Annotated in this window: 10 protein-coding genes; 4 read left to right on the forward strand and 6 right to left on the reverse strand. The window is 41.7% G+C overall.

The window, feature by feature from the left end; genetic code table 11:
• Positions 1–3: 3 nt before the first annotated feature.
• Together H8796_RS06770 and H8796_RS06775 are read right to left on the reverse strand one after the other, a co-directional pair.
• Positions 4–1,503 carry an IPT/TIG domain-containing protein gene (locus H8796_RS06770; protein ID WP_004324302.1) on the reverse strand — a complete coding sequence of 500 codons (1,500 nt, stop codon included), beginning with the start codon at positions 1,501–1,503 and terminating at the stop codon, positions 4–6.
• A 438-nt stretch (positions 1,504–1,941) separates the two neighbouring features.
• A complete protein-coding gene (locus H8796_RS06775) occupies positions 1,942–2,511 on the reverse strand; it encodes an RNA polymerase sigma-70 factor (RefSeq protein WP_004307454.1) in 570 nt (189 codons plus the stop codon).
• A 461-nt stretch (positions 2,512–2,972) separates the two neighbouring features.
• On the opposite strand from H8796_RS06775, the gene H8796_RS06780 reads away from it, so the two are divergent.
• From H8796_RS06780 to H8796_RS06790, 3 genes are all read left to right on the forward strand, one after another.
• Positions 2,973–4,175 (forward strand): glycoside hydrolase family 88 protein, encoded by a 1,203-nt coding sequence (locus H8796_RS06780; RefSeq protein WP_117936507.1) that lies wholly within the window; start codon positions 2,973–2,975, stop codon positions 4,173–4,175.
• 165 nt (positions 4,176–4,340) lie between these two features.
• On the forward strand, positions 4,341–5,891 hold the full coding sequence (locus H8796_RS06785) for a sulfatase (protein ID WP_117936509.1): 1,551 nt from the start codon (positions 4,341–4,343) through the stop codon (positions 5,889–5,891).
• A gap of 113 nt (positions 5,892–6,004) precedes the next feature.
• Positions 6,005–8,866: a chondroitinase family polysaccharide lyase gene (locus H8796_RS06790; RefSeq protein WP_117936511.1), complete on the forward strand. Its 2,862-nt coding sequence runs from the start codon at positions 6,005–6,007 to the stop codon at positions 8,864–8,866.
• A 140-nt stretch (positions 8,867–9,006) separates the two neighbouring features.
• Here the strand turns inward: H8796_RS06790 and cysS are convergent, their stop codons facing one another.
• The 4 genes from cysS to H8796_RS06810 form a co-directional block, all read right to left on the reverse strand.
• Positions 9,007–10,488 carry a cysteine--tRNA ligase gene (cysS, locus tag H8796_RS06795; RefSeq protein WP_117936513.1) on the reverse strand — a complete coding sequence of 494 codons (1,482 nt, stop codon included), beginning with the start codon at positions 10,486–10,488 and terminating at the stop codon, positions 9,007–9,009.
• Between the two features lie 398 nt (positions 10,489–10,886).
• Positions 10,887–12,035 (reverse strand): IS91 family transposase, encoded by a 1,149-nt coding sequence (locus H8796_RS06800; RefSeq protein ID WP_187343852.1) that lies wholly within the window; start codon positions 12,033–12,035, stop codon positions 10,887–10,889.
• Positions 12,019–12,930, reverse strand: a complete 912-nt coding sequence (locus H8796_RS06805) for a tyrosine-type recombinase/integrase (RefSeq protein ID WP_187343853.1) — start codon at positions 12,928–12,930, stop codon at positions 12,019–12,021. Before H8796_RS06805 ends, H8796_RS06800 begins: the two co-directional genes overlap by 17 nt.
• Before the next feature lie 192 nt (positions 12,931–13,122).
• On the reverse strand, positions 13,123–13,935 hold the full coding sequence (locus tag H8796_RS06810; RefSeq protein ID WP_004307449.1) for a Cof-type HAD-IIB family hydrolase: 813 nt from the start codon (positions 13,933–13,935) through the stop codon (positions 13,123–13,125).
• Positions 13,936–14,101: 166 nt separating this feature from the next.
• Between H8796_RS06810 and H8796_RS06815 the strand changes: the two genes are divergently transcribed.
• Complete coding sequence (locus tag H8796_RS06815; protein ID WP_004324308.1) at positions 14,102–15,271, forward strand: ATP-binding protein; 1,170 nt, start codon at positions 14,102–14,104, stop codon at positions 15,269–15,271.
• The last annotated feature ends 30 nt before the right edge of the window (positions 15,272–15,301 follow it).

Here is a 15,301-nt window from a genome sequence, read left to right on the forward strand (position 1 = left end):
ATGTTATTTGTAGCCGATGGTAACTTTGTGTATAGCTTTGTTAGGACCGTCTGCTATGTATATGGTTCCATCTGTATCTTGTACAAAGTCAACCGGACTAGTGGTGCCTGAATCTTTCCAACCATTTTCGGCTTTACAAACGAGGATGATTGTGGCGTCCTGATAACCATTCTTTCCAGGTTTTAGGATCTTGGTTTTACGGGTGCCACTATTACCGTCACTGAACCATATGTAGCCATCCTTATCTACCATTAGCCCCTCTGCTTTTTCCAATTTGGCTGTTTTAGGATCTTCTGTTATATCCTCCGTTATAACTTTGTTACCTCCACCTGCAATCAATGTATAAGCGCCGCTAGAGTCTACTTTATAAATATAGCCGGCATTTGATCCGTCTGTTGCTGCTGCTATCAAGTTACCAGCAGCATCAAAAGCTATGGCTTGTATTTGACGGCCGGTAATTTTAACAAATTCCAACCTTGAACTGCTGTTATAATTTCCTGATGGATATTTTTGGATCGTTCCGGAATTACGGCAAACCGCATACATATTGTTGTATTGGTCAAATTTTACATCCATAAGGTTGTCCAACCCGTTGCGAGTTAACAAATCGGAAACTTGTTTTGTATTAGGATCCCATACGCTAATTTTATCTTCTCCTTTATATGCGAGGTAAAGTTTTCCATTAGTAGGATTAGTGGTGATTTTCAGCAGAACAGTTCCTGTGCCATTGGGGACGATTTTTTCTCGTTCCATTGTTCTTAAATCTATTGCCCAAGCCTCTGTAGCACTACCACCGTTAGTACTGTAAGCTAATCTGCCATCTTTTAAGAATGTAACGCTTTTTAAATCCTGGGTATTAATATCACTAGGTACAGTGATGAAATTTTGTGTACATTCGTAAATCCTCTCTCTTGTATCTTCGTATGTGAAAAGAGCCGGATTTTTGCCTGTTTTTACACCTACAGAGACGGTTACTGCATAAGTTCCTATTTCGTTTTGAGGTGCGATAATTTTCAATTCGGTCTCTGTGGCATATTTAACAGTTGCTATTGCATCTCCTATTTTTACAATGTTTTCTTCGGGGGTGGTACTGAAGTTCTCGCCGATGATAGTAATTTCCGTGTTTTCTGTTCCGGAGCTTGGGCTGATGGAGCTAACAACAGGAGTGTAGTCTACGTAAGTAAATCTTAAGTTCTCTGTCTTTTGGGCACCTACCATTACTTCTATAATACATTCTCCTGCTTCATTTGCCGGGGCAATTACCTGTAGTTGGGTAGCTGTTACCGATGTAATAGTAGCTTTGGCATTTTTTAAATATACTTTGGCTTGATCTGTAAAATTTTCACCGATAATGGTTATCTTAGTTCCTATTTCTCCTTTTGCGGGAGAACTGGTTGTTGTTTTCAGTTGGAGAGGTGTTGATTGCGAATTTTCATCATCACCGGAGCAGCTGAACATAAGTAAGGCTGTACAAACAGCCATGAATGCTGAAGTCGTTTTCATAATAAATTTGATTAGATGAATAAAAGTGTTTATAAATACAAATTATATAGGTTGAGTAAGAACGCTCTTCACTTTTGCGAATATAAATAGCTGTGTTTTCCATTTTTCATGTTCGCATATATGGTGGCTCTTTCATTGCGAAAATAATAGAGTAAGGTCTTATTCATAAATACTTTATTTTTTTGATGTATTTATAGTAATAACGAACAGAGTAAGTTTATCCCTAGTAAGAAAGTGTTTTTTTAGATTCTTCTTTTAAGTATTTGTGTTTTTTCTTTCATTCCGGCTTGCAGCACCTTTTTCGTGCGGAGAGGAAACCATGTGGATGTTTGTCATGTCATACTTACGTTTTTGTGCTTTTATTGATCAAAAGGTTCTGGTTCTAGAATATAGGATACATGGGAAGTGAAAAAGTATGATTGGAGTTGTAGTGGTTTTCTAGTTTAAGAAAAAAAGAAGTAGCGTTGTTGGCAAATAGTCTTTTAAAGCTATTCGTAGAACTTTTGTGGCTTTGTTTATATGATATTCGACACCTTTTGTTGTCATGTTCAATAGGTCTGCTATTTCTTTGTGGGATTTATTTTCGTATCGACTCATGGCAAAAATACGTCTGGTTTGCTCCGGTAAAGTTTCTAAGGTTCTATTTACGATTTCTTGAATCTCAGCTGTGAAAATTTCATTAGGTTCAAGTTCTTCTAGAGTTGCGATTCTATTAGATAACTCCCAAGAGTAGATTTGAAAGATTTTATCGGAAGCCATTTGACGAACCTGTTGATTTCGAAGATAATCTATACATTTATGCTTCAAGACAGTCAAAACATAAGCTGGTATGTTTATGTCTGAAGGCAATCGTTCCTTGTTTTCCCAATAATACATAATTGATTCAATGACAAAGTCCTCGGCCACGGCTTCATCATGCACGTACGTAGAGGCAAAATGAATGAAGCGGCGTTGATAGTCAATGAAAAATTGGTTGAAATTGTTGGTGTAATTGTTTTTATTGAACATGCGTTTTATAGTTATGCTCTGCAAATATACACTAATTTCCTATAAACGATGTCTTATTGGCTTCTTATAGAATTAAAAAAGGTTAAGTATTACCTTTTGGCGTGAAAGAAGCTATCTGTAATGTACTTGAAATAAGGTGTTGTTGTCATTTAAACTTCGAGTTTACACTAGTTTTATAGCGGTAGAATATAGTTTTATATCTTTAATAACAATGAATAGAAATGAATTTAATGAATGAGTTTTGAGATAATAAATACTGTGCTGACTAATTTGTTGGGTCAGTTGTGTTAAGACGACCAAACTGAGTTGGAAAGTCTTTGGAAATGCTTGTGCAAATAATTATTTCAGTAAAATGTACCAAAATAGTTCCTCATTTGGATTATTTGGGTCGGTCTATTCTCTTTAAATGCACTACTTTTGCCATCAGGAAAATTAATCACTTAATAAACAATCCATGTATTATGAAAACAATTCTTAGCGCATTAGGACTTTCCCTTTTGATCTTAACGAGTTGCGGTGGACAAAAAAAGGTTGAAGTAGACTTTATTCAGGACAACATCGACAACGCAGTTGCACAAAACACGATTCAAACGGATATTATTGAAAAATCTGGTAAGATCCTGAATCCAAGAACTATCAACAAAGACGGTAGCATTTCTTACATACCTATTGATGACTGGTGTTCCGGTTTTTTCCCCGGCAGTATATGGCTCACATATAAATTGACTGGAGATCAGAAATGGTTACCATTAGCCGAAAAATACACGGAAGCCCTTGATTCGGTAAAATATCTGAAATGGCATCATGACGTAGGTTTTATGATTGGTTGCAGTTATCTGAACGGCTACCGTTTTGCAGACAAGAAAAAATATAAAGATGTAATTATTGAAACAGCTAAGTCACTTTCTACCCGTTTTCGCCCGAATGCTGGCGTTATCCAGTCATGGGATGCTGATAGAGGCTGGCAGGGAACACGTGGATGGAAATGCCCGGTGATTATTGATAATATGATGAATCTCGAACTTTTGTTTGAAGCGACAGCTTTTTCAGGAGATTCTACTTTCTATAATATTGCAGTGAAACATGCCGATACAACAATAGCTCACCACTTCCGTCCGGACAACAGCTGCTATCATGTGGTAGATTACGATCCGGAGACAGGCGAAGTGCGCAAGAGACAAACTGCGCAGGGATATGCAGACGAATCTGCCTGGGCTCGCGGACAAGCTTGGGCTCTCTATGGATATACTACCTGCTATCGCTACACGAAAGATAAGAAATACCTCGACCAGGCGCAAAAGGTGTATAACTTTATCTTTAATAATAAAAACTTGCCGGAAGATCTCGTTCCTTACTGGGATTACGATGCTCCGAATATTCCAAACGAACCGCGTGATGCTTCTGCTGCTGCTTGTACAGCTTCCGCCCTTTATGAACTGGATGGTTACCTGCCGGGTAATCATTACAAGGAAACTGCTGATAAGATTATGGAAAGTTTAGGCTCGCCTGTTTATCGTGCAAAGGTTGGAACAAATGGAAATTTTATCCTGATGCATTCAGTTGGCAGTATTCCTCACGGTCAGGAAATCGATGTTCCTCTGAATTATGCTGACTACTACTTCCTGGAAGGACTTATGCGTAAAAGAGACTTGGAAAAGAAATAAGGAATGAGAAATACAAAAAAATAATGAACAGTAAACAGTGAACAATGAATAATCTACGGATTCTAACGTAACATGTTTACTGTTTATTATTCAATATTTATTGTTTATTATTTCCCTCTTATCATTTACTACTAACCTGTTTTTAATCATTTATCATAAACCATCATGAATAAACCTATAAACCTTCTTGTAGGAGGCTTGACGCTGTTTGCCGCACAAGGTTGCAAGGCTCCGAAGCAAGCGTCCCAACAAGCGGAGCATCCTAATATAATCTATGTATTTCCCGATCAATACCGTAACCAGGCGATGGGCTTCTGGAGCCAGGACGGATTTCGGGATAAAGTAAACTTTGAAGGAGACCCCGTGCATACTCCTAATCTGGATGCCTTTGCACGTGAATCTATGGTCTTGTCGTCTGCACAGAGTAACTGTCCGTTGAGCAGCCCTCATCGTGGAATGTTACTGACCGGTATGTATCCGAACAAAAGCGGTGTACCATTGAATTGCAATTCTACACGTCCGATCAGTTCCTTACGCGAGGATGCGGAATGTATCGGCGATGTGTTCAGCAAAGCAGGTTATGACTGTGCTTATTTTGGTAAACTTCACGCTGACTTCCCGACTCCGAACGATCCCGAACATCCGGGACAGTATGTGGAAGAAAAACGTCCGGCATGGGATGCCTATACACCGAAAGAACGCCGGCACGGCTTTAACTACTGGTATTCTTACGGAACATTTGACGAACACAAGAACCCGCATTATTGGGATACGGATGGTAAGAGACACGATCCGAAGGAATGGTCACCTTTGCACGAATCAGGCAAAGTCATTTCTTATCTGAAAAATGACGGTAACGTACGTGATACCAAGAAACCTTTCTTCATAATGGTGGGCATGAATCCTCCTCACAGCCCGTATCGCTCCTTGAATGACTGTGAAGAGCAGGATTTTAATCTTTATAAAGATCAGCCTCTGGATAGTCTGTTGATTCGTCCGAATGTCGATTTGAAGATGAAGAAAGCGGAGTCTGCACGTTATTATTTCGCTTCCGTTACCGGAGTAGACCGTGCTTTCGGACAGATTTTGACGACATTGAAAGAATTGGGATTGGATAAGAATACAGTCGTAATCTTTGCTTCCGATCATGGTGAGACGATGTGTAGCCAGCGCACTGATGATCCGAAGAATTCCCCTTATTCTGAATCCATGAATATTCCGTTCCTGGTTCGTTTTCCCGGTAAGATTCAGCCGAGGGTAGATGATTTATTGCTCTCCGCTCCTGATATTATGCCTACGGTGCTTGGCTTGTGCGGACTGGGTGATTCTATTCCGGCGGAAGTGCAGGGACGTAATTTCGCTCCTCTTTTCTTCGATGAAAAGGCTGAAATTGTTCGTCCTACAGGTGCACTGTATATTCAGAATGTAGATGGCGATAAAGATGAAAATGGATTGGTGCAGACTTACTTCCCTTCTTCAAGAGGTATCAAGACGGCTCAATATACATTGGCGTTATATATCGACCGTGATACGAAGCAATTGAAGAAAAGCCTCTTATTCGATGATGTAAAAGATCCATATCAACTGCATAACCTGCCTTTGGAAGAAAATAAGGAGATTGTGGCACAACTTTGCGGTGAAATGGGAGCTATGTTGAAGGAAATTAATGATCCTTGGTATACGGAAAAGATTCTGTCGGATCGGATTCCTTATTAGCGATTAGTAATTTATAAAACGCTGATTAACTCAAATAAGTGCCAATTTTAGGAGTAAATCTCTGCGACAATAATAGGTGTTAATCCGCATCCGCGTTTAAATTGAAAATAGTAATGAAAAACAGTTGTTTTATAGTATTATTCCTTTTGGGAATCATTCCTTCAGCTTTCGCTCAACTCATCGGATTTGAAGAAGAAGTGCCCGAAGCATTTACAGTTTCCGGAAAGGGAGAAGTGAAAATCTCTTCTCTTTTTTACAAAGAGGGTGAAAGTAGTCTGGAATGGGACTTTCAGCCCGGTTCTACGCTGGATGTTCAAATTGCTCCTTTATCGTTGAATACGAGAAACGAGAAGCAGTTCGGCATTACCTTGTGGATTTATAATGAGAAACCACAGCAGGATTCTATTCGTTTTGAGTTTCTGAATAAGGAGGGAGAAGTCTCTTATTGGTTCTCTTATCGTTTGCAGGCAGCAGGTTGGCGGGCTTGCTGGATCTCTTTTGAGTATATGCAGGGCGACAAGAAAGATAAGAAGATCGTAGCCTATCGACTGGTTGCCCCGCAACGGAAGGGACGTATCTTTCTTGACCGTCTGATTTTCCCGGAAAAGAAAATGAATCTTCGTACCACTCCCGACCAGCAGTTGCCTACCAATAATGGGCTGTCTAATCGTGACCTGTGGCATTGGTGTCTCGTGTGGAAATGGGAACAACAGTCGTATGATATTCCTCTGCCTTCTAAATTGACAAGCGAGCAAAAGAAGGAACTGAAGACTATCGAACAACGTTTGACTGACTTTCTGGAAGTGAAAAAGGCTCCGCAAGGACCGATTAATGCTGCCTATAAAACATTTGAGAAAGCGGCTATCAGTCCATCCATCGCCGGAACGGGATTTATAGGAACTCCGATTGTCACTCCTGATGAACAGGACAAGAAGAAAGGAGAAATGTCATGGAACGATATTGAAACGATGCTTTCCGGTTTTGCCTATGATGCTTATTATAACCAGAACGAAACATCAAAGAAAAACTACTTTACCGTATTCGACTATGCTATCGATCAGGGATTTGCATACGGTAGCGGTATGGGCACCAATCATCATTATGGTTATCAGGTACGTAAGATATATACAACTGCCTGGCTGATGCGTGATGCTATCTATAAACATCCTCATCGTGATGCTTATCTCTCCACATTGCGTTTTTGGGCGGCTCTGCAAGAAACTCGTCAGACATGCTCTCCAACACGTGATGAATTGTTGGATTCCTGGCATACGTTATTGATGGCGAAATTTATTTCCGCTATGATGTTTCCCGATGCAAGAGAACAGGCGCAAGCGTTGAGCGGATTGTCACGTTGGTTATCTTCTTCTTTGCGTTATACTCCGGGAACGATCGGTGGTATAAAGGTAGACGGTACGACTTTCCATCATGGCGGTTTCTATCCGGGATATACCACTGGAGTACTTGCGACTGTAGGAGAATATATTGCATTTACCAATGGTACAAGTTTTGAACTGACCGAAGATGCGCGCAAACACATGAAATCAGCCTTTATTGCTATGCGCAATTATTGCAATTTCTATGAATGGGGCATCGGAATCAGTGGCCGTCATCCTTTTGGAGGGAAGATGGGAAGCGATGATATCGAAGCATTTGCCAATATAGCTTTATCCGGCGATTTGTCCGGTCAGGGAAATACGTTTGATCGTGGTCTGGCTGCTGACTATTTACGTCTGATACGCAATAGTGATACTCCGAATGCGCGTTTCTTCAAGAAGGAAGGTATTCAACCGGCACAGGCTCCACAGGGATTCTTCGTTTACAACTATGGTTCGGCAGGCATTTTCCGTCGTGCAGATTGGATGGTGACATTGAAAGGATATACCACTGACGTATGGGGTTCTGAAATTTATACGAAAGATAACCGTTACGGACGTTATCAGAGTTATGGCTCCGTGCAGATTATGGGGAAAGGAAATCCCGTGTCACGTGCCGGAAGCGGTTTTGTGCAGGAGGGATGGGACTGGAACCGTTTGCCGGGTACAACTACCATTCATTTGCCTTTCGATTTGCTTGATAGCCCATTGAAAGGAACGACTATGGCACGCTCCAAAGAGAATTTCTCCGGAAGCAGTTCTTTAGATGGTAAAAATGGAATGTTCGCTATGAAATTGGCAGAACGGGATTATGAGAATTTCACACTAGACTTTGTGGCCCGTAAATCCGTTTTCTGTTTTGATAACCGGATGGTTTGCCTGGGAACAGGTATTTCGAACTCCAATGCGGATTATCCTACGGAAACGACTCTTTTCCAGACAAAATATAATGGTAAGGAGCCCAAAGTAGGAGAGGATAACTATTGGCTTCATGATGGTTATGACAATTATTATCATGTAGTGGACGGAACCGTTCGCGCACAGGTGGCAGAACAGGAATCACGGCATGAAAAGACGCGTGAAATAACCAAAGGAAAATTTTCTTCTGCCTGGATAGAACATGGCAAGGCGCCGAAAGAGGGGACTTATGAATATATGGTATTGATACAGCCTTCTGCTTCCGATCTCGACGAACTGCGCAAAACTCCTGCATACGAGGTGTTGCAACGGGATCAGACTGCTCACGTTGTTTATGATAAAAAGACTGGTATCACGGCGTATGCTGCTTTTGAAGCTTATCAGCCTGCCACTGATAAAGTGTTCGTGGCTATTCCTGCGGAAACAATGGTGATGTATGCAAAAGAATCTGATAAGGGGATCCGTTTAAGCGTCTGTGATCCGAATCTGAATATAGAAGAGAAGACGTATACAACGAAAGAACCCAGTCGTCCTATTACTAAGGAGATACGGCTTAAAGGGCATTGGACATTGACAAGTCCGATGGAAAATGTCCGGTTGGAACAGCAGGGAGATCAGACCGTACTGACGGTAACTTGTCTGCATGGACAGCCGATTGAAATGTTCATGGAAAATAAATAATTAGTGAATAAGATAAGAGGAAACAAGAATTTAAAGAGAGGGTATTAGTTATCATGTTTCTATGAAAAAAGAGAAGACCGGTTCGTGGTGAGCCGGTCTTCTTTGTATGTACAAGGTGCGTTGAGCACTTTCTTTTCTTGTTACTTATTCAGTCTCCATTCGAAACCGTCTTTGGTATCTTTGATTTCAAATCCGAGTGCTGTCAGTGTGTTGCGGATCTCATCGGAAGTAGCCCAGTCTTTGTTGGCTTTCGCTTTCATACGTTGTTCCAGTAACATATCTACTACCTTGCCGTATGCAGCTTCACGACCATCTGAAGAGCCTTTTTCTTCTTTCAATCCCATGATGTCGAAACTGAACAGATGGAATGTTTCTTTCAGGTCTTTCAGGTCTTCGGCGGAGATGGTGGCATTGCCGGCAATGATATTGTTTATAATGCGGGCGCCTTCGAAAAGCTGTGCGATGACAATCGGTGTATTCAAGTCGTCATTCATTGCTTCGTAGCATTTAGCGCGCAGTTCTTTCACGTTGATTCCCTCTGAAGTTGCCGATGAGGAAGTTATCTTATCCAATGCGTCAATGGCTTCCATTAGACGTTGCAGACCCTTTTCGGATGCTTGCAGTGCTTCATTGCTAAAGTCTACCGTGCTGCGGTAATGAGCTTGCAGGATGAAGAAACGGATTGTCATTGGTGTGTAGGCTTGCGCTAGCAGCTTATGAGTACCGGTGAAGAATTCGTCCAGCGTGATGAAGTTGCCAAGTGATTTACCCATCTTGGTTCCGTTGATGGTAATCATGTTGTTGTGCATCCAGTAGTGAACCATGTCATCGCCTTGTGAGGCTACCGATTGTGCGATTTCACATTCGTGGTGAGGGAAAATCAAGTCCATTCCTCCTCCGTGAATATCGAAGTGTTCACCCAGGTATTTGCGTCCCATAGCGGTACATTCGGCGTGCCATCCGGGGAAACCGTCGCTCCATGGAGACGGCCAGCGCATGATATGTTCAGGTTGTGCCTTTTTCCAAAGGGCGAAGTCGGCGGGATTGCGTTTTTCGCTTTGTCCGTCGAGGTCACGGGTGGTATTTAATACGTCGTCCAGATTACGTCCGGAAAGTTTTCCGTAGTGGTAATCTTTATTGTATTTGGCTACATCGAAGTAGACGGAGCCTTCGCTTTCATAGGCGTATCCGGCATCCAAAATCTTCTGTACCAGTTGGATTTGTTCAATGATATGTCCTGAAGCATGTGGCTCAATGCTTGGAGAAAGTACATTCAACGCTTCCATTGCTTTATGATAACGGTTCAGGAAATATTGAACAACTTCCATTGGTTCCAACTCTTCCAGACGTGCTTTCTTGGCAATCTTGTCTTCTCCGTCATCGGCATCGTGTTCCAGATGACCTACGTCGGTAATATTTCGTACGTAGCGTACTTTATATCCTAGGTGGGTGAGATAGCGGAATAACACATCGAAGGTTATAGCCGGACGGGCGTGTCCTAAATGGGCATCTCCGTAAACAGTCGGTCCACACACATACATGCCTACATGAGGTGCATGAAGCGGTACAAACAACTCTTTCTTTCTATCTAAGGTGTTGTAAATGGTAAGTTGATGTTCCATAACATTTTATATTTGTTTTATTGGAACCGCAAAGTTAGTATAAAATCTGAATATGCGCCCTATCTTTAATCGGTTGATTTTAAGTGTCGGGTCGTTTTTACCAGTAATGTGATTTGTTTCCCGGTATGAAACGATATAGGGCTCCGTGTGTCCGTAGGACATTTGGAGCCTTTGTTGTACGCTCTCCTTATTATGGGTATTCATCTCTCTTTTCTCTTTTTCGTATAATCTAATATTTTTGTTCGTTCTTTGTTTTTCAGTGTTTTTTGTTCATCTTCCTAGCTTCCTCCAGTCTTGTTCTTCCTTCTTTTGCCGTTTTTTCTTTCGTTTCCGTTCACTATAAGCACTAGTAATCTTCCCCCGCCACCCATTAGATTTCAGAGGTATCCTTTAAATGCTTAAAATACAGATTCTTGAAGTTTTGCTTCGAACCTGTTTGGTGGTGCTCTTGTACGGGCAAATACCTCTACAGTCACCATCTGTGCCTTTCCACAATGCTTGCACAGATTATATTCTTCCCAATTCTGCTTGCACACCTCCGTCCATATCTTCTTTCCCCTCTTCATTGAAGAAGGCGTAACATCCATCTGTATCTGTATGTTTCTTAGTTTCTCCCTGTTACAGCCAGCCAGAAACCCATAATGGCGTATACGTACAAATCCATGCGGAAGGATATGCAGACTGTATTGATGCAGAAACTCTTCTCCTGTGAGCTCACGCTCTTTGTGCTTACCTGCCGCCCGGTAATCTTTGTAATCAAAGGTCACAGTCCTGTCCGTCACATTCTTAATCCGGTTGTTACTGATAGCTACCCGGTGTGAGTACCTCCCCAAGTATTCCAACACTTTGCCCGCTCCACAAAAAGGCGATTTACTGTAAACGATCCATTCCGTACGGAATAGCTTCTTTCTGATCTGTGGCGTGACATCCGCCTGTCTGGTGAGTGCCGCCATAAATTTAGCTCTGAACACCTTGCTCATAGCTTTGACCGGAAACAGGAACGGGCTCTCTTTACCGGATGAGGAAAGTTTCTTCCACATACCGTTATTGTCCAGTCCCCCACAGGGAACAATGCAATGCAAATGGGGGTGATAATGCAAATTACTTCCCCAGGTATGCAGTACGGATATCATTCCCCCCTGTACCCCTTTGTTGCGGGCAAAGGTGCTCAAAGTATCCCAAGCGGCACTGAACAGAGAGTTGTAGACAGTTCTCATGTTGCCCAATGATACCGGATCCAATGCATCGGGCAGAGTGAAAACCACATGAAAGTATTTTACCGGAAGCAGGTCTTCCTTGCGGGCTTGTATCCATAACTCACGTTCCACTCCCTGACATTTGGGGCAATGCCGGTTGCGGCAGCTGTTGTAGCTGACACGTATGGCACCACATTCAGGGCAGGCATCCACATGACCTCCCAGTTCAGCGGTACGGCATTGTTCCAGATGGCCAAAAACTTTGCGAACTTGTGGGCAGGGGGCATATTTCTCATAAAACAGAGCTTTAAAGCGGGAGATTATCTGCGCAACTTCAAACTTCGTTCTCATCCTTGTGGGGCTGATTCACTCCAGCTATTACCCTGTCAAGTGGACTAAAGGACTTTCCACCTTGCTCAAGCCGGCTTATATGAAGATAAGTCATGGTTGTAGTAATGTTCGTATGCCCCAAAAGATCCCGGATGCGTAGGAGGTTTTCACCAAACTCCAACAAATGAGTGGCGTAACTGTGACGCAGGGTATGCAAAGTACAGGGTTTACGGATACCGGCAAGCAATACGGCTTCACGAAACAAAGTGCGGATGACTTCCTCGCTAATTGGATGCCCCGGTGTGCTGTTAAAGAGATAGAACTTGGGCTGATATCTGGAAAAGTATGCGCGCAAATCCAACAGGGTTTGCGCCGATAAAGGAACATACCGGTCCTTTTTTCCTTTGCCCTGATAAATCAACACTTGCATGCGACGGCTGTCAATATGGGAGATTTGCATATGACGAAGTTCGCTTACCCGAAGACCGCACGAGTAAATAAGAGAAAAAATAGCTCGCGAACGAAGACCCTCACAACTAGAGAGAAACAGAAGAATCTCCTCGCACGAAAAAACGACAGGGAGCTTCTTGGACTTGCGGATACGCGGAAGAGAAAAATGCCAGGCGGAAAGAGACATCATCTTGCGGTAGCAACGAAGGCTATAAATGGTGTGCTTGAACTTACTGATTTTACAGGAATTGCCAGAAGAAAGACAACTCAAGTAATCACGAACCTCCTCCTGACTCAAGTCTTCAGGAACTTTCTTGAAATGGAAACAAAGCGTAGCTAACTGGTGACAGTAACCGGTAATGGTACCCGAAGAATACTGTTGAACATGAAGTTCTTTACTAAACTTTTCGTACTTTTGCCTAAACTCTGGAATAGAGTCACAGGCACGCTCAATTATACTTGCCATAATGAAAATGTTTTTTTGTTGGAAAATTGATTGTTACTCCAAAGTACAACAAAAAAACGATCCCGCATGCAGAAAGCGAAACTTTAGCTATTACGTATGCGGGATTTAGTACAACTAACAGTTTCATTCCTTGAAACCAAAGGTTTCTCACCGAGAAACTAAAACTCTGCCGGCATGCCTGTAAATGTTTGGCTATTGTTGATTGCAAAACTTCTTGATTGCTTCTGCTACACCGTCTTCTTCGTTACTTAGAGTGATGTAATCTGCTGCTTTCTTTACAGGTTCTTGAGCATTTCCCATGGCAATCCCCAGTCCTGCAAACCTAATCATGGATAGGTCATTATATCCATCACCTATGGCTATAACTTCTTCACGCGCTACTCCTATTTCTTTTAACAGGACGGCCAAAGAAAGAGCCTTGTCGATACCTTGCGGGACTAATTCGAGAAAATAGGGTTCTGAACGGAAAACATTAATGCGACCTTGTAACCGGAGACAAAGTTCGGCTTCAAGTGGAATCAGTTTATCGGCATCTCCTACGATGAGGCATTTGGCTACGGGAAGCGTGATGTCTGTCAGGAAGTCATTTGTCTCCCGAACTGCCATTTTATTGAGAAAGGCTTCTTTTAATACGTATGGATCTTGAGAGTTTTCGGTTATTATCTCTGCTCCGTCATAGGTTAATATACTTAGTTGATGGGTACGGGCACATTCGTAGAGCACTGGAACAACTTCATTAGGCAACACATTTTCATATACCATCTCTTGTGTTTCCCAATTAATGATTTCTCCTCCGTTATAGGACAGGATGAATCCACCGAATTCATTCATACGTAACTCATTAGCTAATGGCACAATACCATAAGTAGGTCGACCGGAAGCTAATACCAGTCGTATTCCTTGCTCTTGCATACGTATCAGAGTTTCCCTGTTGCGGGGAGTGATTTCCTTTTTAGAGTTGGTGAGTGTGCCGTCAAGATCGAGCACGATAAGTTTGTATTTCATGTAGGGTTGTTTTGGATGCAAAGATAAATTAAAAAAGTTTTTCTGCAAGGTGGTGGGGGAAAAGATGTGGCTTTAGCTGAAATTGCACTGTGAAAGTGCAATTTGTTTTGTTATTTGCACTATTATAGTGCAAATAATCGTATCTTTGTCTATAAACCAATGCTATATGGATAAGTTATTTGAGTATTTTCACAAGATGATACGGGAGACTAATATTGAGTTTCACCGGTATATTTATTCCAGGATAAATTGGAATAGTCGCATGATAGGGCTTACGGGACCTAGAGGAGTAGGGAAGACGACTCTTGTATTACAGCACATTAAAGAAAAGCTGAATTTAAATGACTCTTTATATGTGACGGCTGAAGATTTTTATTTTGCCAGCCATCGTTTGCTTGACTTGGCAGATGCTTTTGTAAAAATGGGAGGCAAGTATTTGTTTATTGATGAAATTCATAAATATAAAGATTGGTCGAAAGAGCTTAAATTGATTTACGATTATCATTCAGAGTTGAATATTGTTTTTACAGGTTCATCTGTATTGGATATTAATAAAGGAGCTTCAGATTTGAGTCGTCGCGCTGTCATGTATCAGATGCAGGGACTTTCTTTTCGTGAGTATTTGTATTTATTTCATCGTATTCCTTCTGGAATATACAGTTTGCAGGATATTGTAGCGCATAAAGTGGAAATTCCGGGTTTGGAGCATCCGCTTCCACTCTTTCATGACTATTTGCAGAAAGGCTACTATCCTTTTGCATTGGAGGAAGATTTTGATATACGTTTGCGACAGATCATCAATTTGACTTTGGAGTCGGACATACCTCAATTTGCTGATATGAATGTTTCCACTGGGCGTAAACTTAAGCAACTTCTTGCTATCATTGCTAAGAGTGTGCCGTTCAAGCCTAATTTTAGCAGTATAGCTAAAATTCTTGAAGTGAGCCGTAATAATATATCCGATTATTGCCTTTATATTGAAGAGGCAGGGTTGATAGCGCAGTTGAGAGATGCTACCGGCGGAATACGCGGGTTAGGGAAAGTAGATAAAATTTATCTGGATAATACCAATTTGATATATAGTCTGGCTCAAGATAATTCTAATATTGGAAATATCAGGGAGACTTTCTTTTTGAACCAGACCCGTATTTTTTCGGATGTAGTAGCTTCTCCTGTTTCTGATTTCTTGATTGATGATATGACATTTGAGGTGGGAGGAAAGAAAAAGGGACAAAAGCAGATTCAGGAGGTACAGAAAGGATTTGTGGTGAAGGATGATATTGAAAGAGGCTTTATGAATGTGGTGCCGTTGTGGCAGTTCGGAATGGGATATTAGTCAATAAAAAAAGGATATCCAAATTCGGAT

Origin of the sequence: Bacteroides sp. M10 (genome assembly GCF_014334015.1) — a bacterium.
Lineage (GTDB): Bacteria > Bacteroidota > Bacteroidia > Bacteroidales > Bacteroidaceae > Bacteroides > Bacteroides intestinigallinarum.